The organism is Streptomyces sp. NPDC043812, from assembly GCF_056436245.1.
The window spans coordinates 162,074-183,853 of record NZ_JBWKCY010000018.1 but is presented as its reverse complement, the minus strand read 5'-3'; the positions used below and the strand labels follow the sequence as shown (position 1 = coordinate 183,853).

15 protein-coding genes, 3 tRNA genes and 1 pseudogene are annotated in these 21,780 nt (G+C 71.1%); 7 read left to right on the top strand and 12 right to left on the bottom strand.

Features of this window, described 5'->3' with window-relative positions:
• Positions 1-66 precede the first annotated feature (66 nt).
• Positions 67-1,221 (top strand): annotated as a pseudogene (locus AC067Z_RS26015) (RNA polymerase sigma factor); the annotation flags it as partial.
• Between the two features lie 30 nt (positions 1,222-1,251).
• Here AC067Z_RS26015 and AC067Z_RS26010 read toward each other — a convergent pair.
• Positions 1,252-1,542, bottom strand: a complete 291-nt coding sequence (locus AC067Z_RS26010; protein WP_478792008.1) for a hypothetical protein — start codon at positions 1,540-1,542, stop codon at positions 1,252-1,254.
• Between the two features lie 32 nt (positions 1,543-1,574).
• On the opposite strand from AC067Z_RS26010, the gene AC067Z_RS26005 reads away from it, so the two are divergent.
• Positions 1,575-2,189, top strand: a complete 615-nt coding sequence (locus AC067Z_RS26005; RefSeq protein WP_478792007.1) for a TetR/AcrR family transcriptional regulator — start codon at positions 1,575-1,577, stop codon at positions 2,187-2,189.
• Between the two features lie 61 nt (positions 2,190-2,250).
• On the opposite strand, the gene AC067Z_RS26000 is transcribed toward AC067Z_RS26005, so the two are convergent.
• From AC067Z_RS26000 to AC067Z_RS25985, 4 genes are all read right to left on the bottom strand, one after another.
• Positions 2,251-4,194 (bottom strand): ABC transporter ATP-binding protein, encoded by a 1,944-nt coding sequence (locus AC067Z_RS26000; RefSeq protein WP_478792006.1) that lies wholly within the window; start codon positions 4,192-4,194, stop codon positions 2,251-2,253.
• Complete coding sequence (locus tag AC067Z_RS25995) at positions 4,191-5,924, bottom strand: ABC transporter ATP-binding protein (protein WP_478792022.1); 1,734 nt, start codon at positions 5,922-5,924, stop codon at positions 4,191-4,193. The genes AC067Z_RS26000 and AC067Z_RS25995 overlap by 4 nt, the downstream gene beginning before the upstream one ends.
• A gap of 104 nt (positions 5,925-6,028) precedes the next feature.
• Positions 6,029-7,474: an FGGY family carbohydrate kinase gene (locus AC067Z_RS25990; RefSeq protein WP_478792005.1), complete on the bottom strand. Its 1,446-nt coding sequence runs from the start codon at positions 7,472-7,474 to the stop codon at positions 6,029-6,031.
• A 97-nt stretch (positions 7,475-7,571) separates the two neighbouring features.
• Positions 7,572-7,871 (bottom strand): YtxH domain-containing protein, encoded by a 300-nt coding sequence (locus AC067Z_RS25985; RefSeq protein WP_478792004.1) that lies wholly within the window; start codon positions 7,869-7,871, stop codon positions 7,572-7,574.
• 172 nt (positions 7,872-8,043) lie between these two features.
• Between AC067Z_RS25985 and AC067Z_RS25980 the strand changes: the two genes are divergently transcribed.
• From AC067Z_RS25980 to AC067Z_RS25970, 3 genes are all read left to right on the top strand, one after another.
• Positions 8,044-8,116, top strand: a tRNA-Asn gene (locus AC067Z_RS25980).
• A gap of 5 nt (positions 8,117-8,121) precedes the next feature.
• Positions 8,122-8,194, top strand: a tRNA-Asn gene (locus tag AC067Z_RS25975).
• 199 nt (positions 8,195-8,393) lie between these two features.
• A tRNA-Ile gene (locus AC067Z_RS25970) sits at positions 8,394-8,467 on the top strand.
• A 119-nt stretch (positions 8,468-8,586) separates the two neighbouring features.
• On the opposite strand, the gene AC067Z_RS25965 is transcribed toward AC067Z_RS25970, so the two are convergent.
• From AC067Z_RS25965 to AC067Z_RS25955, 3 genes are all read right to left on the bottom strand, one after another.
• Positions 8,587-9,222, bottom strand: coding sequence for a DUF305 domain-containing protein (locus AC067Z_RS25965; RefSeq protein WP_478792003.1), 636 nt, complete (start codon positions 9,220-9,222; stop codon positions 8,587-8,589).
• A 70-nt stretch (positions 9,223-9,292) separates the two neighbouring features.
• Positions 9,293-9,694, bottom strand: a complete 402-nt coding sequence (locus tag AC067Z_RS25960; RefSeq protein WP_478792002.1) for a DUF6153 family protein — start codon at positions 9,692-9,694, stop codon at positions 9,293-9,295.
• 96 nt (positions 9,695-9,790) lie between these two features.
• Positions 9,791-10,207, bottom strand: coding sequence for a VOC family protein (locus AC067Z_RS25955; protein WP_478792001.1), 417 nt, complete (start codon positions 10,205-10,207; stop codon positions 9,791-9,793).
• 521 nt (positions 10,208-10,728) lie between these two features.
• On the opposite strand from AC067Z_RS25955, the gene AC067Z_RS25950 reads away from it, so the two are divergent.
• A complete protein-coding gene (locus AC067Z_RS25950; protein ID WP_478792000.1) occupies positions 10,729-12,660 on the top strand; it encodes an RICIN domain-containing protein in 1,932 nt (643 codons plus the stop codon).
• Between the two features lie 61 nt (positions 12,661-12,721).
• Here the strand turns inward: AC067Z_RS25950 and AC067Z_RS25945 are convergent, their stop codons facing one another.
• Positions 12,722-13,513 (bottom strand): VOC family protein, encoded by a 792-nt coding sequence (locus tag AC067Z_RS25945; protein WP_478791999.1) that lies wholly within the window; start codon positions 13,511-13,513, stop codon positions 12,722-12,724.
• Positions 13,514-13,755: 242 nt separating this feature from the next.
• On the opposite strand from AC067Z_RS25945, the gene AC067Z_RS25940 reads away from it, so the two are divergent.
• The gene (locus AC067Z_RS25940) at positions 13,756-17,448 is read left to right on the top strand and encodes a S8 family serine peptidase (RefSeq protein ID WP_478791998.1); all 3,693 of its coding nucleotides are present in this window, start codon (positions 13,756-13,758) and stop codon (positions 17,446-17,448) included.
• An 87-nt stretch (positions 17,449-17,535) separates the two neighbouring features.
• On the opposite strand, the gene AC067Z_RS25935 is transcribed toward AC067Z_RS25940, so the two are convergent.
• The 3 genes from AC067Z_RS25935 to AC067Z_RS25925 form a co-directional block, all read right to left on the bottom strand.
• Positions 17,536-18,876, bottom strand: a complete 1,341-nt coding sequence (locus AC067Z_RS25935) for a carboxyl transferase domain-containing protein (RefSeq protein ID WP_478792021.1) — start codon at positions 18,874-18,876, stop codon at positions 17,536-17,538.
• 4 nt (positions 18,877-18,880) lie between these two features.
• Positions 18,881-20,338, bottom strand: a complete 1,458-nt coding sequence (locus AC067Z_RS25930) for an acyl-CoA synthetase (protein WP_478791997.1) — start codon at positions 20,336-20,338, stop codon at positions 18,881-18,883.
• 245 nt (positions 20,339-20,583) lie between these two features.
• Complete coding sequence (locus tag AC067Z_RS25925) at positions 20,584-21,771, bottom strand: MFS transporter (RefSeq protein WP_478791996.1); 1,188 nt, start codon at positions 21,769-21,771, stop codon at positions 20,584-20,586.
• Positions 21,772-21,780: the final 9 nt, after the last annotated feature.

Genomic DNA, 21,780 nt, shown 5'->3' with positions numbered 1-21,780 from the left:
CAAAAAGTCACCGCACGCCCCTCGTGGCAGGGATGTGTCGTACCCCACACTGGGGGCGGTGCCTGAGCCCTCGGAGCTGCCGTACGCCCCCGACCGGCAGCGATCACCCTGGAGGTCGCCCCCGTGCAGACCCAGACCCTGACCGAGACCGACGCCGCCGCGGCCGTCGCCGCGGCCGACGTCGAGCAGGTGCCCGCACAGGGCCGGCCCGCCGGACACCCCGAGGCGGTGCCCGTGGCCGAGGAAGTCGTGGAGGACCTCGACCCGCCCGAGCCGCCGCGGCCCGCCGCCCGCGCCTCCGACAGCAGCGGCCCGTCGTCCGACCTGTTCCGCCAGTATCTGCGCGAGATAGGCCGCATCCCGCTGCTCACCGCAGCCGAGGAGGTCGAACTCGCCCGCCGGGTGGAGGCAGGGCTCTTCGCCGAGGAGCGGCTGGCGGACACCCCCGACCCGGACTCCCGGCTCGCCGTCGACCTCGACCGGCTGGTCGTCATGGGCCGGGTCGCCAAGCGGCGGCTGATCGAGGCCAACCTCCGCCTCGTCGTCTCCGTCGCCAAGCGCTACGTCGGCCGCGGACTGACCATGCTCGACCTCGTCCAGGAGGGCAACCTGGGCCTGATCAGGGCGGTCGAGAAGTTCGACTACGCCCGCGGCTACAAGTTCTCGACCTACGCGACCTGGTGGATCCGCCAGGCCATGTCCCGCGCACTCGCGGACCAGGCCCGCACCATCCGGGTCCCCGTCCATGTCGTCGAGCTGATCAACCGTGTGGTGCGGGTACAGCGCCGGATGCTTCAGGAACGGGGCTACGAACCGACCCCCGAGGAGGTCGCCGCGCAGCTCGACCTGGCGCCCGAGCGGGTGGGCGAAGTCCTGCGCCTCGCCCAGGAACCGGTGTCGCTGCACGCGCCCGTGGGCGAGGAGGACGATGTCGCGCTCGGCGACCTGATCGAGGACGGCGACGCCGCGTCGCCCGTCGAGTCGGCGGCCTTCCTCCTGCTCCGCGAGCACCTCGAAGCGGTCCTCTCCACCCTCGGTGAACGCGAACGCAAGGTGGTGCAACTGCGCTACGGCCTGGCGGACGGCCGCCCCCGCACGCTGGAGGAGATCGGCCGCCTCTTCGGCGTGACCCGCGAACGCATTCGCCAGATCGAGTCCAAGACCCTCAACAAACTCCGCGACCACGCGTTCGCGGACCAGCTGCGCGGCTACCTGGACTGACGTCCGGCTCGTCGAGCCCTCCAGCGGCTCCTATGTCAGCGTGACGTCCTCTGCCCGGGTGTGCAGCGTGAGCCCCGTGTCGCCGACGGAGACGCTCTTTGTCTCAAGGCCCAGAGGGAGTTCCGGCAGTTCCCGTTTCGTCTCCTCCAATGCCCGGCCCAGGGCCGGGGCTGTGGCGGGGTCGACGGGCCGGCCGCCCAGTGACGCGGCGGTCGGCCGGACGGTGAGGACATTGCCTACCAGAACCACCTCGGCGCTGATGGTCAACGGCATCCCGAAGAGGTCGCGGCTGATGAGCAGTTGGTCCTCAGCCCCTGACATCCGCGTCTCGGGACCGAGCCGGGTCTGCAGGAATGGCTGTGGACGGAAGGACGGAGCGAGGTCGCCAGACACGGGAGAAGATCGCCGATGCTCTGCCGGCCATGCTGGACGAGGGCATCTCGCAGTTTCCCGCCGATGCCGATGCCGATGCCGTCGCCGAGCGGGCGGGCGTATCGCGGCGCCTCGTGTTCCACCACTTCACCGACGTGAACCAGCTCGTCGAAGTGGCCATCGCCCGGCGCCTCGCCGCCCTCGAGGCGCGGGTCGAGCCGCTGCCGACGACCGGCTCACGCGAGGAACGGGTCACCGCACTGACGGCCCAGCGGGCACGGATCCTGGAATGGGTGACTCCTGCCCGCCTGGCCGTACCACGGCTGGAGCGGGCGGAGCGCATCCGAGAAGCCGAAGCGGCAGTGTTCGCCCGGGCCAAGGCGCGCCTGGCCGAAGTCCTCGCTCCGGAACTGGACCGACTCCCCGAGCCCGCCCGCACCGAACTCCTCCACGGACTCGACGCTGTCACCACATGGGGTGCGTGGCACCACTGGCGCACCAGCGGACTTGACGCGGAAGCGGCTCGAGCCGTCATGGCATCGACCGTGCACACCTTGCTGCGGTCCACCGATCACGCAGCTGCCGACGGCGGTTGAGCCTGCCGCCTCGCGCACGGGGAGGGCGGGTGCGGGAGCAGGCCCGCCCCGCCCCCGCCCGTCACTCGACCTCCACCACCGCCTGCGCGAACTGCGCCGCGTACAGCCGCGCGTACGCGCCGTTCGCCGCCAGCAGCCCCTCATGCGTGCCCTGTTCGACGATCGCGCCGTTCTCCATCACCAGGATCACGTCCGCGTCCCGGATCGTGGACAGCCGGTGCGCGATCACAAAGCTCGTCCGCCCGTGCGCGAGGCGCGCCATGGCCTTCTGGATCAGCACCTCGGTACGTGTGTCCACCGAGCTCGTCGCCTCGTCCAGCACCAGGATCACCGGGTCCGACAGGAACGCCCGCGCGATGGTGATCAGTTGCTTCTCGCCGGCGCTGACGCCCGATCCCTCGTCGTCGATCACGGTGTCGTAGCCGTCGGGCAGCGTACGGATGAACCGGTCCGCGTGCGCGGCCCGCGCCGCTTCCTCGATCTCCTCGCGGGTGACGTCACGGGACGCGCCGTACGCGATGTTCTCCGCGATCGTGCCGCCGAACAGCCACGTGTCCTGCAGCACCATCCCTATGCCCGACCGCAGTTGCTCCCGCGGCATCGTGGCGACGTCGACGCCGTCGAGGGAGATCCGGCCGCCGGTCACCTCGTAGAACCGCATCAGCAGATTGACCAGCGTCGTCTTGCCCGCGCCCGTCGGGCCGACGATCGCGACCGTGTGGCCGGGTTCGACGGCGAGTGACAGGTCCTCGATGAGCGGCTTGTCGGGGGCGTAGCGGAACGACACCCTCTCCAGCGCCACCCGGCCCTGCGGCCGCGGCGGCTCAGGGAGCGCTTCAAGACCGGCGCCGGTCCCGGCGTCCGGCTCCTGCTCCTCCGCGTCGAGCAGTTCGAAGATCCGCTCGGCCGACGCGACACCCGACTGCACCAGGTTCGCCATCGAGGCGACCTGCGTCAGCGGCATCGAGAACTGGCGCGAGTACTGGATGAAGGCCTGCACATCACCGATCGACAGCGTGCCCGACGCGACCCGCAGACCGCCGACGACCGCGACCAGCACATAGTTCAGATTGGAGATGAAGAACATCAGCGGCTGCATCACGCCGCTGTTGAACTGCGCCTTGAACCCGGCCTCGTACAACGCCTCGTTCTGCTCGGCGAAGCCCCGGGCGGATTCCTCATGCCGCCCGAAGACCTTCACCAGCGTATGACCGGTGTACATCTCCTCGACGTGGGCGTTTAGCGCGCCCGTCGACTTCCACTGCTGCACGAAGTGCGGCTGCGACCGTTTGCCGATCTTCGTCGCCACGAACACCGACACCGGCACGGTCACCAGCGCGACCAGCGCCAGCAGCGGAGAGATCCAGAACATCATCACCAGCACGCCCACGATGGTGAGCAGCGAGTTGATCAGCTGTCCCATGGACTGCTGCAGGGTCTGCGAGATGTTGTCGATGTCGTTGGTGGCCCGGCTGAGCACCTCGCCGCGCTTGGCCTTGTCGAAGTACGACAACGGCAGCCGCGACAGCTTCGCCTGCACGTCCTCGCGCATGCGGTACACGGTCCGGTTGATCACCTTGATCGACATGCGGGTCGACACGAGCATCAGCAGGCCCGCCGCCACGTACACGGCGAGTGCCGCCAGCAGCACATTGCCGACAGCGGTGAAGTCGATGCCGTTGCCGGGCGTGAAGTCCACCCCGGCGAGCATGTCGGCGAGCGAGCCGTCGCCCTCGTTCCGCACGCCGTCGATCGCCTGCTCCTTGGTGGTGCCCTCGGGCATCTCCCGGCCGACGACCCCGGCGAATATCAGGTCGGTCGCCATGCCGAGGATCTTCGGCCCGACGACCGTCAGCGCGACACTCAGGACACCTGCCGCCAGCATCAGCCACAGCGGGCCCCGCTCCGGCGCGAGCTGCCGCAACAGCCGCTTGCCCGAGCCCTTGAAGTCCATCGACCGCTCGCCGGACTGGCCCATCATCATTCGTCCACCCGGCCCGCTCATGCGGCCTCAGCCTCCGTCAGCTGCGAGAGCACGATCTCCCGGTACGTCTCATTGCTCTCCATCAGCTCGCGGTGACTGCCCGTCCCCACGACCTGCCCCTCGTCGAGGACCACGATCCGGTCCGCGTCGCGGATCGTCGACACGCGCTGCGCGACGATCACCACCGTCGCGTCGGCCGTCTCGTCCGCGAGCGCGGCGCGCAGCGCCGCGTCCGTCGCGTAGTCCAAGGCGGAGAAGGAGTCGTCGAACAGATAGATCTCCGGCCGCTGCACCAGGGTCCGCGCGATCGCGAGCCGCTGGCGCTGGCCTCCGGAGACATTGGTGCCGCCCTGGGCGATGGGCGCGTTCAGCCCGGCGTCGAGCCCGCGAACGAAGTCGGCCGCCTGGGCGACCTCCAGCGCCTGCCACAGTTCGTCGTCGGTCGCGTCCGGATCCCCGTAGCGCAGATTGGTCGCCACGGTGCCGGAGAAGAGGTACGGCTTCTGCGGCACGAGCCCGACCGTCCGCGCCATCAGCGCCGGTTCCAGCTCCCGTACGTCCACGCCGTCGACGAGAACCTCGCCGCCGGTCACGTCGAACAGCCGGGGCACCAGCCCCAGCAGGGTCGACTTGCCGCTGCCGGTCGAGCCGATGATCGCGGTGGTCTCGCCGGGCCGGGCCACCAGATCGACGGAGCGCAGCACGGACTCCTCCGCGCCCGGGTAACGGAAGTCGACACCCCGCACCTCCAACTGCCCGCGGGCGCGCAGCTCCCGCACGGGCGCCGCGGGCGGGACGACGCTGGACTCCGTGTCCAGCACCTCCTGGATGCGCTCGGCGCACACCTCGGCACGCGGCACCATCATGAACATGAAGGTGGCCATCATCACGGCCATCACGATCTGCATCAGATACGCGAGGAACGCGGTCAGCGCGCCGATCTGGATCGCGCCGCTGTCGATGCGGTGCGCACCGAACCAGACGACGGCGACGGAGGACACGTTCACCACGGTCATCACGGTGGGGAACATCAGCGCCATCAGCCGGCCGGTGGACAGCGACACGTCGGTCAGCTCGTCGTTCGCGCCGCGAAAGCGTTCCTTCTCGTAGGTGTCGCGCACGAACGCGCGGATCACGCGGTTGCCGGTGATCTGCTCGCGCAGCACCCGGTTCACCGTGTCCAGCCGCTCCTGCATGGTGCGGAACAGCGGCCGCATCTTCTTGACGATCAGCGATACGGAGATGCCCAGCACCGGCACGACCGCCAGCAGCACACCCGACAGTGGCACGTCCTGGCCGAGGGCCATCACGATGCCGCCGACACACATGATCGGCGCGGAGACCATCAGCGTGAACGCCAGCAGCACCAGCATCTGGACCTGCTGGACGTCATTGGTCGTACGGGTGATCAGCGACGGCGCACCGAACTGGCCGACCTCGCGCGCGGAGAAGCTCTGCACCCTGGCGAAGATGTCGGCCCGCACGTCCCGCCCGAGCGCGGACGCGGTCCGGGCGCCGTGCAGAACGGCCCCGATGTTGCAGAGCACCTGGACGACGCTGACCGCGATCATCAGCGCCCCGACCGTCAGGATGTAGCCGGTGTCCCCTTTGACGACACCCTTGTCGATGATGTCGGCGTTGAGGGTGGGCAGATAGAGGGTGGCACTGGTCTGCAGCAGTTGCAGCACCACCAGCAGGGCGATGGGTTTCTTGTACGGACTGAGGTACGTCCGCAGCAGTCGTATCAGCACACGCTGTCTCTCGGGCTCGGCAAGGTCGGGGGTCACCCCATCTTCCGACACCCGACCACACCAACCCCAGCGGTTTTCGCCAAGCACGGGTCAAGAACGGGCCGTCACCGAGCGGCGGAGAACGCCCCCGGGTGGATGTGGTCGCGGGTCGCCCCGTACTGCTGGCGCACGGCCTTGCCCACCGCGGCGTCCTCGCCCGCCTCGAAGACCTGCGCCGCGGCGCCCTGCCAGGCCGGCGGCACCTGCGGGGAGTGCGTTCCGTTCGCGGCGCCCAGCGCCCAGGCCGCCTGCCGGGCCGCACCCAGCGCCGCGTAGTCGGCGGGCTGCGGCACGACGACCTGCGCTGCGAAGATCGCGGGGGCGATCGCCTGCACGGCGGGCAGCTCGGCGGCCGCCCCGAGCAGGAACACCCGACGCACATCGACGCCGCGCCCGCGCAGCACGTCGAGCGCGTCCGCCAGCGAGCAGAGCATGCCCTCGAACGAGGCCCGCGCCAGATGCTCCGGCCTCATCGACTCGCGCCGCAGGCCGCTGAGCGTGCCGGCGGTGTGCGGCAGCTGCGGGGTGCGCTCGCCCTCCAGATACGGCAGCAGCACCAGCCCGGAGGAGCCGGGCGTCGACTTCATGGCGAGCGCCGACAGTTCGGCCAGCTCGGCGACGCCCAGCAGCTCGGCCGTGCCGCGCAGCGCGCGCACGGCGTTGAGGGTGTGCACCACCGGCAGGTGCATCCCGGTCGCGTCGGCGAACGAGGTGATCATGCCGCTCGGGTCGGCCAGCGCCTCGTGGTGCACGGCCATCACGGAGCCGGACGCGCCCAGCGACACCACCGCGTCGCCGACGCCGACACCGAGCCCGAAGGCCGCCGCCATCGTCTCCCCGGTACCTGCCGAGATCAGCAGCCCTTCGGGGGTGGTCCCGGCCGCTTCGGCGGGGCCGAGGACATCGGGCAGCGCGCACTGGTGCCCGAGGGCGAGTTCGACGAGGTCGGGACGGTAGGAGCCGGTGCCCGCCGACCAGTAGCCGGTGCCGGAGGCGCCGCCGCGGTCCGTGGTCCGCCGCGCCGGGCGGCCCAGCAGCTGCCACACCAGCCAGTCGTGCGGCTGCATCACGCCCGCGACCCGCTGTGCGTGCTCCGCCTCGGTGCGCGCCAGCCAGCGAAGCTTCGCCACCGGCTGGGCGGACTGCGGCACCGATCCGACGGCCTCGGCCCAGGCCTGCCGGCCGCCGAGCGCGTCGATCAGATCGGCTGCGGCGACCTGGGCGCGCTTGTCGTTGCCGAGCAGCGCGGGCCGCACGAGACCGCCCTGCGCGTCGAGAGTGATCAGACCGTGCTGCTGGGCGGAGACCCCGATGGCCTGCACGCCCTCCAGCAGCCCGCCGCCGGCGGCCTCGCCGAGCGAGAGCAGCCATGCCTGCGGATCGACCTCGGTGGCTTTGGGTTCGACGGGATGCGGCGCATACCCCTGGCGCAGTACGGCACCCGTGTCCGCGTCACAGACGACGATGCGTGTGAACCCGGACGAGCTGTCCAACCCGGCGACTATCCCCATGGTCGGAATTCTGCCGTACCCCGGGAGTCCTCACCGCATGAGCTGCCGGTAAGGCGGCCGGATGTGTCGGCGGGGCCCGGTTTCCCGGGCCGCCGCGTCAGGTGTTGGTGGTTCCCCAGTCGTCCTCGGCGCCCGCACCGCGCTCCCGCAGCGCCCGCACCCGCTCCGCCACCGATTCCGGCACGCGGTCGCCCACCTTGTTGCTCACGGCGTGGAACGCCTTGCCGGCCGCCTCGCGACCGTTGTGCGCGGCGGACTCGGCGGCATTGCGCACCGCCGGGTTCTGCGAGATCTGCCGCGCGGACTTCTTGAGCTGCTCGTAGCGCTCGCGCCCGGCCCGTGTGCCGAGCACAAAGCCGAGGGCCAGTCCGGCGACGAACGTGAGCTTGTACCGCATGGGTGTCACCTTCCGTTGCGTCGGTGCTGCCCGCCTACCCGTCGGAGCCCGTGATCACCCGGCACCGAACCGATTGGCGGAGCACCCCCCTGCTTGCGCTAATGTATGTGTCGCAGCGAGCGCACGCCCCCCGGGAGGCCCCTGGTGGGTACGTTCGGTGCATACGCAGCAATCCCCTGTAGCTCAATTGGCAGAGCAGCCGGCTGTTAACCGGCAGGTTACTGGTTCGAGTCCAGTCGGGGGAGCGCGATCCCCTGTAGCTCAATTGGCAGAGCATTCGGCTGTTAACCGGAGGGTTGCTGGTTCGAGTCCAGCCGGGGGAGCAGATACGGAAGAGGGCCCCGACGTGGGTCCTCTTTCGCGTTTCCGGGCCTCGTTCGTGTGCCGTGCGCAACATCCGGAACCGTGGGCCACGCTGCGATGTCTTCATGGTCGAGCGTTGCCGACCATCCGAAGCAGGAGATCGTATGACCGGCTATGCTGCGGCAGACGGCGCGCACAAATGTGCGCGACGCGCCGTAAGGGGCGGTAGCTCAGCCGGTTAGAGCAGCGGACTCATAATCCGTCGGCCGTGGGTTCGAGTCCCACCCGCCCCACCGCGCGCTACGCGTGCAGAATCGTTCTCAGCCGTCGCATGACGAGCATGCCCCCGGAACGCCGCACATCAAGTGCGACGCGCCGGGGGCCTTTTGCCGTACGCCCGGATGCCGGACGGTCAGTCGCGCAGCAGCTTGTTCATCCGGGTGATCTCGGCGCTCTGGCCGGCGATCACGTCCCCGGCGAGATCCCTGGCCGGCCGGTAGGAGCCGGCGCTCCGTTCCGTCCTTGCCATCTCGACCGCGCCCTTGTGGTGTTCGACCATCAGGGTCAGGAACGCGGTGTCGAACCCGGCACCCGAGGTCTTCTCCAACCGGTCCATCTCGTCGGACGTCATCATTCCCGACGTCGCGTGACCGGAGTGTCCGCCTTCGGCGCCCGCGGCGCCCTCGGCCGGGACCTGCTCGCCCCAGGACGTCAGCCAACCTGACAGAGTCCTGATCTCCGGTCCCTGCGCCGAGCGGATCTGCGCCGCGAGCTCCTTCACCTCCGCGGAGCCGGCGCGGGTCTCGGCCAGGGCGGCCATCGCCAGGGCCTGGCGGTGGTGCGGGATCATCCCCTGGGAGAACGCGACGTCGGCGGCGTTGGGCTTGCCTTCGGCGGCCGGAGTGGAGGCGGCGGGGCTGATGTTGCCGTGGCCGCCGTGGGCGGCGGAGCCGTCCTCGGACGAGCCGCACGCGACCAGGACGAGGGCGGCGGTGGCGGTGGCCGCGAGCGCGGCGGCGCGGCGGGGCAGGGAGGCGTATGCGGTCATGGTGGTGCAACTCCTGTGCTGTGGAGACGAAAAGGGCATGTGGGAGCGGCGGGACGCCGCCGGGGCTGCCCTATATGCGCAGGAGTTGGAGTTCGCTGAGGGAGGGTGGTCCGCGGCCGGCGGGGTGCTGCGGGCGCTCGCCTGCGGGGACTGTTTCCGCGGGTGCCGTGCCTGTCGGCGCGGTGGCAAGGGCGGGTGGCGTGGGGGCGCCGCTGATTCCGCCCGCCGCGCAGGTTCCGTCCGCGTGCTCGACGTGACCGCCGGATGTGCCGTGTTCCTGGTCCGCGTGGGAGTGTCCCGCGCAGCTCGGCTCCGGGTGGGACGCGGGTGCGGAGGCCGCCTGCGCATGGGCCGCGGGGACGTAGGGGCCGAGCCCGTGCATCGCCACGACGCCCAGAAGGACGGCGAGCATCAGCAGCAGGCCGGTCCGGGCCCCGCGGGACCCGGTCGTGCGCTGCCGCTGCCGTCTCATGGCCGCCATCGTAGAGGGGAGCGGTACGCGCGCAGGGCGCGGCACTTGCGAAGGCCCCGGCGTTCCGCTCGCCGGGGCCTTCGCAAGTGCCGCGTCTCAGGACTGCGTCTCGCTGATGTTGACCATCCAGGCGACGCCGAACTTGTCGACGCACATACCGAAGACGTCGCCCCACATCTGCTTCTCCAGTGGGACGGACACGTTGCCGCCCGCGGACAGCTTCTCCCAGTAGCCCTTCAGTTCATCGGCGTTGTCGCCGCTGAGGCTGACGGCGAAGTTGCTGCCCTGCTTGTACTCCATCCCGGGCGGGGTGTCGGCACCCATGAGCGTGAAGCCGTTCGCGGTCTCCAGCATGCTGTGCATGATCTTGTCGGCCTGGTCCGCGGCATCCGCCGCCTGGAAGTCGCCGAAGGTGTGGGACGTAAGGGTGCCGCCGAAGACGCCCTTGTAGAACTCCATGGCTTGCTTCGCGTCGCCGGAGAAGCTGATGTAGGGGTTGAGTCGAGAGGCCACCGCGTGATCCTTTCGTGGCGGATTGTCCGAGTTGTAGGGTAGTCCCGCCCGACGCCCGGCGGGCGTGGTCCGGGGGTGTGTTCCGGGGTGCGGGGGAGCACAGTTCCTCGTCGTGAGGTGTTTCGCGCGGTAACCCGGTGGGTGACGGACCGATTTCGGGCATACGTCAAGACCGGACGCTTCAATGGCGCGTCATTGTTGTTCTTACTCGCGTTCCAGAAAGCGGCCCCCGGGCCCGCCAGGTGTCTTGTCCTGGGCGTTGTGAATGGCGGTCGTTCCAGAACTCTTGTTACTGACAGGCCAGTTGTGTAAGGGTGAGCTTCCTCACCGTCCGAACAAACGCCATTCTGATCAACCGTTCGAATTCATGTGGGCGAACCTCTCCAAAAGAGGACGGCGTCGCCACCAGAAGGTATGTACCAACAGGTGCACGCCTTTCGACCGGCTGTCGGCATCCATCGACCGGAGCCGACGGCTCATCTGCAACCCCCCACCGCAATGCCATGGATGGAAAGACGTCTATGCAGCACCCCAGCACGTCCGGGAACGTGCCGTCCACGCAGCCCAGCCGCTCACCCGGGATCTCCGACGAGGAGTTCGCCGCGGCGCTGCAGGCCAGTGCGGGAGCACAGGAGGCGCATCCCGTGGCCGCCCTTCTGGCGCGGCACTGGCAGCCCGTGTTCGATTACGCCTCGATCTGCGCGCCGTCGGCGAAAATCGCCTCGATGCTCGGTACGGCGGCTTTCGCGCAGCTCTTCGAGAATCTGGCGCGCAACGGTACGGCGGGCGCGCTGCGCCCCCATCTGCTGGTGACAACCCGTCATATGGCGAAGACGTGGGCCGGTGACCAGCGGATCAGCACGATGCTGCCCGGGCTGATGATTCCCGAGCCGCCGGCCGAGAACAGACAATTGGTCTCGCGTGCTTTCCACGCAATGCCGATGACGGCTCAGGTACTGCTCTGGCATGCCGAGGCGGAGGCCGAAGGAATATCCATACCCGCCGGTTTGTTGGGTATTGATCCACGTTCCGCGACCGAACAACTCGAGCAAACGCGCGAACAGTTCCGGCAGATGTGCGTACGGGTCCACCGTGAGCACGCGCCCACCGGCGAATGCCGGCACTACAACCGCCTCCTCGACATATCGCTGCGCCGCGGCGGGGCGCTGATCCCCGACATCCAGGTGCACCTGTCGGAGTGCCGCTACTGCCGCTTCGCCGCAGACCAGCTCAGGCAGTCCGGAGGACGGCTCGGCGTGCTGCTCGCCGAAGCACTGCTCGGCGGGGCGGCGCACGCCTACCTCGACTCCCGCCCCGGCCGCCGCCGTCAGAACCGGCTGAAGACCGGGCAGAGCGCCGGTTCCGGCGGAACCTCAGCCTCCGGGACGCGCGGCAGCGGCCGCCACTCCCGCAGCGGCCGCACCCGCGCGCTGCCCGCCCTGGTGCTGCGCGGCAGGCGCGCCGCCGTGGAGCGGGCCACGCCCTCCGCGCTGGGGCTCGGCGTCGCCGTCGCCGTCACCGGGGTCCTGGCGGTCACCCTCGTGTCGACCCTGTGGTCGGACGACTCCGACGAGGCGGGCCCGCCCATTCCCAGCGGTGCGGTCACTGGGACCGCACCGCCCGCTGCCGGCGCGACCCCGCCGTCGCCCTCACCCTCGCCGTCCACGCCGCAGCCCTCGGCCACCTCGGCCGCCCACCCGGTCGGACCGCTGACCACCCGGCTGCGCAACGTCGAGGCGGATCTGTGCGTCGACTTCGCCGGCAGCGAGGCGAAGAAGGACGTGGACATCCTGATGGCGGCCTGCTCCTCGTCGCCCAGCCAGCAGTGGGTGTACGAGAACGACGGCCGGCTGCGCAGTTCGGCCGCGCCCGAGCTGTGCCTGGATTCCCACGGACTCGATGGCATCGTTGTCGCGGACGAGTGCTCCGGGCCCACCGCGCCGGATGCCGGTGACGACCGCTACGACCTCACCATCCAGGGCCAGGTCATCCCGCGCTGGAACGAACGGCTCGCCGTCGTCCCCGCCTCGACCGACCCCGGATCACCTCTCGTGGTCAAGATGCGTGACGGCTCGCCGGGCCAGATCTGGACGACCGACGCGGTGCCGGCCGGTGCGCAGCCGCAGTCCGGGGCGGAGTCGGGGACGGATGCGCCGTACACGAAGGAGGTGAACGGCCCGCTGCCCGCCGACCCTCGCTGCGTACCGGAGACGTGTGAGGCATCGCCGCCCACGGCGAACGCGGGAACCCGCGGTTCCAGGGCGCCGTCCGCCGCGCCCGGTAGCTCCGGCGCCGCACCGGGTCCCGGGACCGAGGCCGGCCTGCGCCGCGTGAGTGACGAACCGCCCGCCGCGCAGGAACGGCAGGCGACGCCCCACCATCGCCCCCCGGCGCCGGCGGCGGTGCAGCCGCGCCCGGCGACGTGGAACGCCGAGCCGGCCGACAGACGCTAGGGCCTCTCGGGCGCGCCCCCGGCCGTGCCCGCCTGCCCAGCCTCACCGAGGCCGGGCAGGGTCAGTCGAGCGGCGGGACCTCGCCCACCGTCGTCGACAGGTCGATCACGGAGAACACGGCGCCCTGCTGGTCCGCCACCGACGCGTATCGGCCGAACGGGCCGTCCATCGGGCCCCGGTCCAGCCTGCCGTCCATCGCCGTGATCCTCGCGATGGCCGCGTCGCAGTCGTCCACCGCGAAGTACACGTTCACGTACGGGGACACCTCCGGTCCGTACTCCGCCCCCATCCGCAGTCTCCCCGCGACGGGTTCGCCGCCCACGTGCCACACGTCGAAGTCCACCGAGTCGTCCCGCATCCGCTTCACCTCGTACGGGAAGACGGCGGCGAAGAAGGCGTCCGCCCTCTCCACGTCCCTGGTGGTGACCTCCGCCCAGCAGTAGGCGCCCGGTTCGCCCGTCCTCTCGAATCCCTGGTGGCTGTCCGGCTGCCAGACGCTGAAGTACACGCCGCTCGGATCGCGGGCCGTGACCATCGTGCCGAAGTCGGCGACCTTCATCGGATCCATCGTCAGCGTGCCGCCGTTGTCACGGATCGCGCCCGCGGTCGCCTCGACGTCCGCGCCGGCGAAGTAGAGGTTCCATGCGGGCCGAACACCCTCCATGCCCGGCATCTGCGGGACGATCGCCGCGACCGCCCTGCCGTCCGACCGGGCCTGCGTGTAGCCGCCGAACTCCGCCGACGACTCGTCGAACGTCCAGCCGAGCACTTCGCCGTAGAAACGCTTCGCGCCCTCGAGATCGGGGAACATCGCGTCGGCCCAGCAGGGTGAGCCCTCGGGGTGCACTGCCATGGTGCCCAAGCCTCCAGGTCGTGGATCGCCCCCGGAACAAGCTAGGTGTTCCACCGCCGGAGCGCCCGTCGGCGAACCATGCGCCCCGGCCGTCGGTCAGGCGCCCGCCGCCTGCTGGCGGGAGGCCGCCATGGCAGCTACCCGCCAGCGCGATACCTGCCTCAGTCAACTTCCCAGCCGCCAAACTCGTCGCAGCGTCCGGAACCACCCCGTCAACCGGGCGTGAACGAGGAGAGGCTTCCATGACAAGAGCACCCGCGAGGCGCAGGGCCCGGCTGATGGCCGCCGGTCTCTCGCTCGTACTGCTCCCTGCCGGACAGGCACTGGCCGCCACCGCGGACCGCGATCCTGCCGCGCCGCCGGCCACCGCCGCCGCCCGCGCGGCGCACACCGTCAGCCTGGTCACCGGCGACAAGGTTACCGTCACCGACCTCGGCAGCGGCAAGAAGGCGGTCGACGTGCAGCGCCCCAAGGGGGCTTCCGGCGCCGTACGCAGCGAGATCTCCGACGGCAGGATCACCGTCGTCCCGGACGAGGCTCGGCCGTACCTGAACGCGGGCATCCTCGACAAGCGGCTGTTCGACGTCACCACTCTGATCGAGCAGGGCCTCGACGGGGACGACGGGACGCCGCTGATCGTCTCGTACGCGAAGAACGCGCGCAGCGCCACGCCGCGGGGGGCCGAAACGGTCCGCGCCCTGCCCAGCATCAACGGGGCGGCCGTCGAGGCCGCCGCGTCGGGCGACTTCTGGCGTTCCGTCACCGCAGGTGCGGCGCGCTCCCGGTCCGCGTTCGCCGCCGGGGTCACCAAGGTGTGGCTGGACGGGCAGGTCAAGGCCGACATGGCCGAGTCCAACGCCCAGATAGGCACTCCGGAAGCATGGGAGGCCGGGCTCACCGGCAAGGGTGTCAAGGTCGCCGTCCTCGACACCGGTGTGGACGCCGAGCACCCGGACCTGGCGGGCCGCATCACCGAGTCCAGGTCCTTCATCGAGGGGCAGGAGGTCGCCGACCGCAACGGTCACGGCACCCATGTCTCCTCCACCGTCGGCGGCAGCGGCGCCGCGTCGGACGGCAAGGAGCAGGGTGTCGCCCCCGAGGCGACGCTCGCCGTCGGCAAGGTCCTCAGCGACGAGGGCAGCGGCAGCGAGTCGCAGATCATCGCCGGCATGGAGTGGGCGGCCAAGGACATCGACGCCAAGATCGTGTCGATGAGCCTCGGTTCGCAGCAGGGCACCGACGGCACCGACCCGATGGCGCAGGCGGTGAACACCCTGTCCAAGGACACGGGCGCACTGTTCGTGATCGCCGCCGGCAACAGCGGCTACCCCGGCTCCATCGGGTCGCCGGGCTCCGCCGACTCCGCCCTGACCATCGGTGCGGTCGACTCCGCGGACGAGCCCGCGTACTTCACGAGCCAGGGCCCGCGCTTCGGCGACAACGCGCTGAAGCCCGATCTGTCCGCGCCGGGCGTCGACATCCTCGCCGCCCGCTCGCAGCTGACCGCCGGCGAAGGCCCGTACCGGACGATGAGCGGCACCTCCATGGCCACGCCGCACGTCGCGGGTGTGGCGGCGCTGCTCGCCGAGAAGCACCCGGACTGGAGCGGACAGCAGCTCAAGGACGCGCTGATGAGCACGTCGAAGCAGCTCACGGCCGACGCCTACACGATCGGCACGGGCCGCGTCGACGTCCCGGCGGCCGTCGGCGCGACGGTCACCGCCACCGGCAGCGCGGACCTCGGCTTCGTCGGCTGGCCGTACGAAGGCAACGAGCCCGTCACCCGCACCGTGACGTACACCAACCACTCCGACGCGCCGGTCACCCTGGACCTCGCCGTCGAGGGTGTCCCGGCGGGCGTCGCCACGCTCGCCGACACCACGCTCACCGTGCCCGCGCACGGCACCGCCGCGACGACGGTCACCGGTGACGGCACCAAGGCACCCGTCGGCAACACCTCCGGCCGCATCACCGCCACCGCGGCCGGCAAGGCCGTCGCGCACACCGCCGTCGGCATGGTGAAGGAGGAGGAGCGCTACACCCTGACCGTCCACGTCAAGGACCGTGACGGCAACGCCACGGGCGCCTATCTCGGTGTGCAGAAGCTGGAGCAGGGCAACGACCCGTTCCCGGCGACGGTCGACGAGTCCGGCACGCTCGAACTGCGTCTGAAGCCCGGCACGTACTCCGTCGACTCGTTCCTCGACGTGCGCGGCAGCCACGGCAAGGACTCCCTCGGCGTCGGCTTCCTCTCCGAGCCCGGTGTCACCCTCGACCGGGACCGTGAGATCACCCTCGACGCACGCGAATTGCGCGAGGTCAAGGCCGAGGTGGAGCGGCGCACCGAGACCCGTCAGCTGCTGATGGAGTTCAGCCGCAAGGCGAACGGCGTGAACTACGGCGCCGCCGTGCAGGTCCCGCCCAAGTACGACAGCATCTTTGCCGCGCCCACCCGCAAGCCTGCCACCGGCACCTTCGAGTACCGGACCGTGTGGCGGCTCGGCAAGCCGGTCCTCGACGTGGCCGTGGACGGCCGCCGCATCGGCGGGGCGACCCAGCAGGGCGGCACCACCATGGCCGACGGCAACTGGCGCTCCGGCATCGTGGACGCGGGCGACGGCAGCGCCGCCGCCTACGAGGGCAAGGACGTCCGCGGCAAGGCCGTTCTCGTCCGGCACACCGGTGCGATCGCCCCGGCGCAGCTGGCACAGAACGCCCAGGATGCGGGCGCGAAGATCCTGTTCGTCACCGACGACGCCCCCGGCCGGCTGATGGCCTGGTTCGGCACCGAGGAGTACGAGGACCGGCCGCTGCACGTGGCGACCGTCAACGTCGCCGACGGCGCCCGTCTGGCCGACGCCGCCCGCCGTCACCGGAGCGTGGACATCAGCGCCGACCCGGACCCGTCGTACACCTACGACCTGTCGCAGGGACACCCGGGCGCGATCCCGGACCGGGACCTCACCTACCGTCCCGGCAAGGGCGAACTGGCCGTACTGGACACGAAGTTCCACGCGGCGAAGCCCGCAGACGGCGGCGAGTTCCGCTACTCGATCACCGACACCTTCCCGATCGGCTTCGGCTTCCAGGAGAGGATCAGTTTCCCCGCGGAGCGCACGGACTACGTCAGCACCGGCCCCGGCCAGCTCTGGCACGAGTCGATGAGCAGCGGCCCCGGCGCCCTCGAGCAGCGCAGCGGCCTGGTGGACTACAAGGGCGGCACACGCCCCGAACTCAACTGGTTCAAGCCCGTGCTGCACCCGTGGCTGGGCACCGGGCTCGGCTGGGGACAGGAGCGGGCGGGGAACAACCTGCAGTTCAACACCCCCGGCTGGGGCGACCAGGGCCCCGACCACACCGGATTCGGCGATGTGTGGGGCGACGACTCGATGACGCAGTTCACCGAGGTGTACGTCGACGGGGTGCGGGTCGACCGCAAGATGAGCTCCGGTGCGTACGCCCGCGGCGTCAAGTCGACCGAGCAGGAGTTCAAGGTCGTCACCGACACCACGCTGGACCCCGAGCGCTGGAGGCTGTCGACGAAGGGCCACGCGGAGTGGACGTTCCGCTCCAAGGAGACCCCGTCCGACCGGTGGACGTTCCTCCCGATGCTCAACCTCGGCTTCGACGTCGACACCGACCTGCGCGGTGACGTACGCGGCGGGAAGCGCCTGGACCTCGGGATCTTCTCCGAGTACGTGAAGGGCGCGCCGGACACCGGGAAGATCACCGGTGGCACGCTGGAGGTGTCCTTCGACGACGGCAAGACGTGGACGAAGGTCGGACTCGACGGCGTGCGCGGCAAGTCCGCCGCCTGGGAGGGCTCGGTCCGGGTGCCCCACGACGCGCAGTACATCTCGCTGCGTGCCTCGGCCGCCGACGACAGGGGCGGCTCCGTGAAGCAGGAGATCATCCGCGCGGTGGGCGTGCGGTAACGGTCCGCTGAGCAACGCGAAGGGCCCGGTACGGCGACCGTACCGGGCCCTTCGCCGAGGGTGCTCCGTGCGCCCGCCCGCACAGGGCTAATGAGATCCCCGCCCCACCACCCCGCGGATCACGCCCAGCTCCTTGAGGTCCTGGGGGCGCAGGCGGAGCTGGTCCGCCGTGTGGCGGGCGTCGGAAGGGGCGCGTTTGAGGATCGCCGCGGCCATCTCCGGGGCGATCACCGAGAAATAACTGTCCGGAGCCGCCCAGGTGTTGCCCGGAGCGGCGAGTGCCAGCGCGCCCCCGGAGCCGCCCTCGCCGATCAGCAGTGTGGTCAGCGGTGTGCGCGCCGCGGCCATCGCCGCGAACAGCTCCGCGATCGCCGCGCCCGCTCCCGCCCGCTCCGCCTCGGCGTCGTTCGCCGCACCCGGTGTGTCCACCAGCGTCAGCACCGGCAGCCGGAAGCGGTCCGCCAGCCGCACCACCCGCGCCGCCGTGCGGAAACCGGCCGGCCGGTTCGCCGTCCCGCACTGCGCCGCGTACGCCACCGGCCGCCCGTCCCGCAGGCCCACCCCGCAGAGCATCCCGGGGTCTTCCCCGCCGCAGCGGTCGCCCCGCAGCGGCTCGCGCCGTGCGAAGTAGTCGTCGAGATAGGCCTCCGCCCGGGGCCTGACCGATGCCCGGGCCGCCAGCACGGCGTCCCATCCGCTGCCCGGCAGCTCCCCGGCCTCGCCCAGCGCGCGCGGCGGCGGAACCGGGTCGGGATCGTCGGCCGCCCCGGCCGTGGCGAGCGCGCCGACCCAGAAGGCAACGGTGTCCCGCAGCGCATCGGGCCGTACGACCGCGTCGATCTGGCCCGCCGCGAGCTGGCCCTCCGCCGTGTACGCCGCCGGGTCCGCGTCCGCCGGGCGTACCCGGGAGCCCGCGAAGCCGACCTGCGCGCCGGGCAGTGCGAGGATCACATCCGCACCCGCCCCGAGCGTCGCCCAGCCGCCGCCCGTCGTCGGGTCGCGCAGTACGGCGACATGCGGGACGCCCGCCTCGCGCAGCAGCACCGACGCGCGCGCCACCCGCTGCAACTGGGACAGCGCGATCATCCCCTCCTGCATCCGGCTGCCGCCCGTCGCGATCAGCGACACGAGCGGCCTGCGGCTTTCGCGCGCCAGGGTGTAGGCGGCCTCCAGCCGGGCGCCGGCGCGTTCGCTCAACGAACCGCCCAGGAAGCCGAATTCGAACGAGATCACCACGCAGGGGTGTCCGTCGATCGTCGCCTCGCCGTGAACGACGGACTCGGCCGAGCCCGTGCGCCGTGCCGCCCGGTCGCGCGCCGCGCCGTATCCCGCCCAGTCCAGCGGACCGTCCCCGACTTCCGGCACCTCCGCGATGTCGCGCTCCGTGAAGCCGTCGCAGACCAGCGCGACCGCCTCGCGCGCGGACATCCGCTCAGCCACGGCTCAGCGCCCGCTTCATGATCTTGCCCATGTCGTTGCGCGGCAGGACGTCCAGGAACCGGACCTCACGCGGCCTCTTGTGCGGTGCCAGCTGCGCCGCCACATGCGCCGTCAACTCCTCGGCCGACGGCGGTGTGCGGGGGTCGGCCGCCACGATCCAGGCGACGATCCGCTCGCCGAGGTCCGCGTCCTCCTCGCCGGTGACCGCGGCCTCGCGCACCGCCGGATGGTCCAGCAGGGCGTTCTCGATCTCACCCGCGCCGATCTTGTAGCCGCCACTCTTGATCAGATCCGTCGCCCTGCGCCCCACGATGCGCACATGACCGTCGGGGTCGCGCACCGCCATGTCGCCCGTGCGGAACCATTCCCCGTCGAATGCGGCCGCCGTCGCGTCCGGGCGGTTCAGATACCCGGTGAACAGGTTCTCGCCGCGTACCTGGATCTCGCCGATCGTCTCTCCGTCGGGCGTGGCGATCTCCGTACCGTCCTCCTCGACGAGCCGCAGTCCGACCCCGCGCAGCGGCACCCCTACGGTGCCCGGCCGGGCCTCGCCGTCGACGCGCACGCTCGTGTTCATCAGCGTCTCGGTCATGCCGTACCGCTCGATCACGCGCCGCCCGGTCGCCGCGGCGATCCGCGCATGGTCCGGCAGCGGCAGCGCGGCGGACCCCGACACCAGCAGCCGCGCTCCGGCGAGTGCCTTCACGAGCTGCGGATCGGTGGCCAGGGTCTCGGCGAGGCGGTGGTACATCGTCGGTACGCCGAAGAGCATCGTCCCGCCGCGGTCCAGCTCGCGGGCCACTCCCTCGGGAGTGAACCTGCCCAGGTGCCGCACCTCTCCGCCGCGGCGCAACGGCCCGAGGACGCCCAGGATCAGCCCGTGCACATGGAACAGCGGGAGTGCGTGGACCAGCACGTCGTCGGCGCTCCACTGCCACGCGTCCTGCAGCGCGTCGAGCGTGGCGGCAACGGCGCGCCGCGGCAGCACCGCCCCCTTCGGCGGTCCGGTGGTCCCCGAGGTGTAGACGATCAGGGCGGGGGCGTCCGGCCCCGGCTCCCGCTCCGGTACGACGCCCGAACCCGTCACCGGGATGTCGGCCCGCTCCAGTTCGCCCAGCGCGGCGGGCAGTTCGTCCCCGGGCGCCGCCAGCACCAGCGACGGTGTGCTGTCCGCGAGGATGTGTGCCAGCTCCCGTTCGCCCGTCCTCGGGTTGAGCGGAACGACGGGAACCCCGGCGAGCAGCGCGGCCACCGTCCCGACCGCGGTCTCCAGTGTCGGCGTCGCCCACAGGGCAACCCGTCCCGAAGGCCCGGCGGCACCGATCCGCGCGGCGAGCGCCCCGGCCGCCCCGGCGAGCTCTCCGTACGTCAGGGTCCGGTCCCCGAACCGCAGGGCGGTCCGGTCGGTGGCGCCGGCCGTGGCCGTCAGCGCCGGAAAGAGGGAACTCACCCGTCGACCTCCTGATCTCGCGTGCCGTGAACGCCGATCTCGGCCTCCCGCCGCACCATTGTCCACTTTGCGCCTCCGCCGTACGGCTGAGGCGCCGGAAGCCGGGGGTCCGCCCGCAGGACGATGTGCCGACACCCGGCCGTCCGGCACGATCGGTCCCGCGGGGGCAGCACGCCCGCCGCGGCCCGGATCCACGGGGGACCGGGCGGCGGCGGGCCGGTCGCTGTGGACGGGCGTCGACGGGGTCACGCAGTCGGGCGGAGCGTGCGCATCCTGCCGTACGCGTACACACAGCCCGCCAGCGCGAGATCCGACAGCAGCATGAAACCGATCGAGTACGAGTCCTTCGCGCTGTAGATCGCACCCATCACCAGCGGCGGTACGAAGCCGCCGAGGCCGCCCATCGCCCCGACGATGCCGGTGACGCTGCCGACCTGGGGCTGAGGGGTCACCTGGGCGACGAGGGCGAACACGCTGCCGCTCGCCGTGCCCAGCCCGGCGGCCATGCACAGCAGCGCGATCGTGCCGCCCGGGTTCAGCGGGGGATCGAAGGCCTGGACGATCGCCGTCAGTGCCGCGAAGCCCAGTGCCGCCGAGGTGACCATCGCCGGGTGCACCCGGTCGGACAGCCAGCCGCCGAACGGCCGGAAAACAACGGTGACCAGGGCGAACCCGGCCGCCTTGGTACCGGCGTCGGTCGCATCGAGCTCGTACCACGTCTTCAGATACGTGGGCAGATAGACGCCGAACGCCACGATGCCGCCGAACCCGATCGCGTACAGGGCGGACAGTTCCCAGGTGACGCGGAGCCGTCCCGCCTCGCCCAGCCGGTGGGCGAGCGACGCCGTGGGCACGGGTCTGTCCGGACGGTCGCTGATCAGCACGGCCGCGAGCACGGCGAACGCGGCGAGTGCGATCGCCACGACGATGGCGGGGAGGTTTTCGCCGTGCTCGGCGATCCGGGGGGTGAAGAACCCGGACAGGGCCACACCGCCCATCCCCATGCCGAAGACACCGATCGCGAAACCCCTCTTGGCGGGCGGAAACCAGGAGTTGACCAGGGGAACGCCGATGGCGAAGGTCGTGCCGCCCAGTCCGAGCAGGAACCCGACGGCGAGCATGGCCCCGTAGGAGTTCTTCGCCGGGATCAGCAGCAGCACGGGCACGATGGTCAGCGCGGACGCGAGCGGGAACATCCGCTTCGCGCCGTACTTGTCGGTCAGCGCGCCTGCCGGGATCCTGCCCAGCGACCCCACGAGCACCGGTACGGCGACGAGCAGGGACTGCTGGAACGACGTCAGGTCGAGCCGCTCCTTGTAGTCGCCGCTCAGTGGTGCGATCAGGTTCCACGCCCAGAAGGTGAGCGTGAATCCGATCGTGGCCGTGATCAGGTTGCGGTACGCGGCGGGGGAGGGCTCGGCGTCGGCTTCCACGGGCCCAGT

What these genes read in the sequence shown, in the direction of transcription:
- AC067Z_RS26010 (WP_478792008.1), bottom strand. Translation starts at nt 1,542, where the DNA reads ATGTCAGGGGCTGAGGACCAACTGCTCATCAGCCGCGACCTCTTCGGG.
- AC067Z_RS26005 (WP_478792007.1), top strand. Translation starts at nt 1,575, where the DNA reads ATGGCTGTGGACGGAAGGACGGAGCGAGGTCGCCAGACACGGGAGAAG.
- AC067Z_RS26000 (WP_478792006.1), bottom strand. Translation starts at nt 4,194, where the DNA reads ATGAGCGGGCCGGGTGGACGAATGATGATGGGCCAGTCCGGCGAGCGG.
- AC067Z_RS25990 (WP_478792005.1), bottom strand. Translation starts at nt 7,474, where the DNA reads ATGGGGATAGTCGCCGGGTTGGACAGCTCGTCCGGGTTCACACGCATC.
- AC067Z_RS25985 (WP_478792004.1), bottom strand. Translation starts at nt 7,871, where the DNA reads ATGCGGTACAAGCTCACGTTCGTCGCCGGACTGGCCCTCGGCTTTGTG.
- AC067Z_RS25965 (WP_478792003.1), bottom strand. Translation starts at nt 9,222, where the DNA reads ATGACCGCATACGCCTCCCTGCCCCGCCGCGCCGCCGCGCTCGCGGCC.
- AC067Z_RS25960 (WP_478792002.1), bottom strand. Translation starts at nt 9,694, where the DNA reads ATGAGACGGCAGCGGCAGCGCACGACCGGGTCCCGCGGGGCCCGGACC.
- AC067Z_RS25950 (WP_478792000.1), top strand. Translation starts at nt 10,729, where the DNA reads ATGCAGCACCCCAGCACGTCCGGGAACGTGCCGTCCACGCAGCCCAGC.
- AC067Z_RS25945 (WP_478791999.1), bottom strand. Translation starts at nt 13,513, where the DNA reads ATGGCAGTGCACCCCGAGGGCTCACCCTGCTGGGCCGACGCGATGTTC.
- AC067Z_RS25940 (WP_478791998.1), top strand. Translation starts at nt 13,756, where the DNA reads ATGACAAGAGCACCCGCGAGGCGCAGGGCCCGGCTGATGGCCGCCGGT.
- AC067Z_RS25935 (WP_478792021.1), bottom strand. Translation starts at nt 18,876, where the DNA reads ATGTCCGCGCGCGAGGCGGTCGCGCTGGTCTGCGACGGCTTCACGGAG.